Source organism: Kribbia dieselivorans NBRC 106261, assembly GCF_001552435.1.
GTDB lineage: Bacteria > Actinomycetota > Actinomycetes > Actinomycetales > Dermatophilaceae > Kribbia > Kribbia dieselivorans.
Genome location: NZ_BCRE01000121.1, coordinates 1 through 1731, shown reverse-complemented (window position 1 = coordinate 1731; position 1731 = coordinate 1). Strand labels below are relative to the sequence as shown.

The 1731-nt window shown below is 69.7% G+C and carries 1 protein-coding gene; it reads left to right on the top strand.

Going from position 1 to position 1731, the window contains the following annotated elements:
• The coding region (locus KD1_RS10700) for an Rne/Rng family ribonuclease (protein ID WP_245627371.1) at window positions 1–1731 on the top strand (1731 nt) is incomplete at both ends.

The window sequence follows — 1731 nt, the reverse complement described above, 5'->3', positions numbered from 1 at the left end:
GGGAGTCGGCCGACGACGAGGAGTCCGACGACACCGCCGACGGCTCGGGCACCACGACCCGTCGCCGTCGCCGTCGCCGCGGTGGTGCGGCCGGTGGCGCGAACGACGATCCGCCCGGCACCGTCACCAAGGTGCGCGAATCGCGCCGGGACACGGTCACCGGCGTCAAGGGCTCGACCCGCCTGGAGGCCAAGAAGCAGCGCCGCCGCGAGGGGCGCGAGGCCGGCCGTCGCCGCACGATCATCACCGAGGCCGAGTTCCTGGCCCGGCGCGAGAGCGTCGAGCGGACCATGGTCGTGCGCTCGGTCGAGGACCGTACCCAGATCGGTGTCCTCGAGGATGGCGTGCTCGTCGAGCACTACGTCTCCCGCGAGTCGAACAACACCATGGCCGGCAATGTCTACCTCGGCCGGGTCCAGAACGTGCTCCCGTCGATGGAGGCCGCGTTCGTCGACATCGGCAAGGGCCGCAACGCCGTGCTCTACGCAGGTGAGGTCAACTGGGACGCCGCGGGTCTGAGCAGCGGCCAGCCCAAGCGCATCGAGAACGCGCTCAAGTCGGGCGAGTCGGTGCTCGTGCAGGTCACCAAGGACCCGATCGGTCACAAGGGCGCCCGCCTGACCTCGCAGGTCTCGCTGCCCGGCCGCTACCTCGTGTACGTGCCCGAGGGGTCGATGACCGGCATCTCACGCAAGCTGCCCGACACCGAGCGCGCCCGGCTCAAGAGCATCCTCAAGGAGGTCGTGCCGGACAAGTCCGGCGTCATCGTGCGCACCGCCGCCGAGGGAGCCGCCGAGGCGGAACTGCGCCGCGACGTCGAGCGACTGACCAAGACCTGGGAGTCGATCTCCGCCAAGGCCGAGGCGAAGAAGTCGAAGAAGGCCTCCGCCGGTGGCGCGCCCGCGCTGCTGTACGCCGAGCCCGACATGACCGTGCGCGTCATCCGCGACGTGTTCAACGAGGACTTCGCCACTCTCGTCGTCCAGGGTGACCAGGCGTGGAACGAGATCTCCGGGTACCTGACCGACGTCGCGCCCGACCTCGCCGACCGCGCGACGAAGTGGACCGGCAACGACGACATCTTCAACCACTACCGGATCGACGAACAGCTGGCCAAGGCCATGGACCGCAAGGTCTGGCTGCCCTCGGGTGGGTCGCTGGTCATCGACCGCACCGAGGCAATGACCGTCGTCGACGTCAACACCGGCAAGTTCGTCGGCGCCGGGGGCAACCTCGAGGAGACGGTCACCAAGAACAACCTCGAGGCCGCCGAGGAGATCGTGCGTCAACTGCGACTGCGCGACACCGGCGGGATCATCGTCATCGACTTCATCGACATGGTCCTGGAGTCCAACCGCGACCTCGTCGTGCGTCGACTGCTCGAGTGCCTGGGCCGCGACCGGACCAAGCACCAGGTCGCCGAGGTGACCTCGCTGGGTCTAGTGCAGATGACCCGCAAGCGGGTCGGCTCCGGGTTGATCGAGGTCTTCTCCGAGCCGTGCGAGCACTGCAACGGCCGCGGGATCATCGTGCAGTCCACGCCCGTGGACCGCTCGGGTGGCAACCACAACCACGATCAAGGGAATGCCAAGGGCAACGGCGGCGGCCGGGGCCGGAACCGTCGAGGCGATTCGGGTGGCAGCGGCGGCAACGGTGCGGGGGAGCCCGCGGCCGAGGTCACCCCGCCACAGCCCGCCGGGCCGACGCCGGCGCAGATCGCGGCGGCCGCCC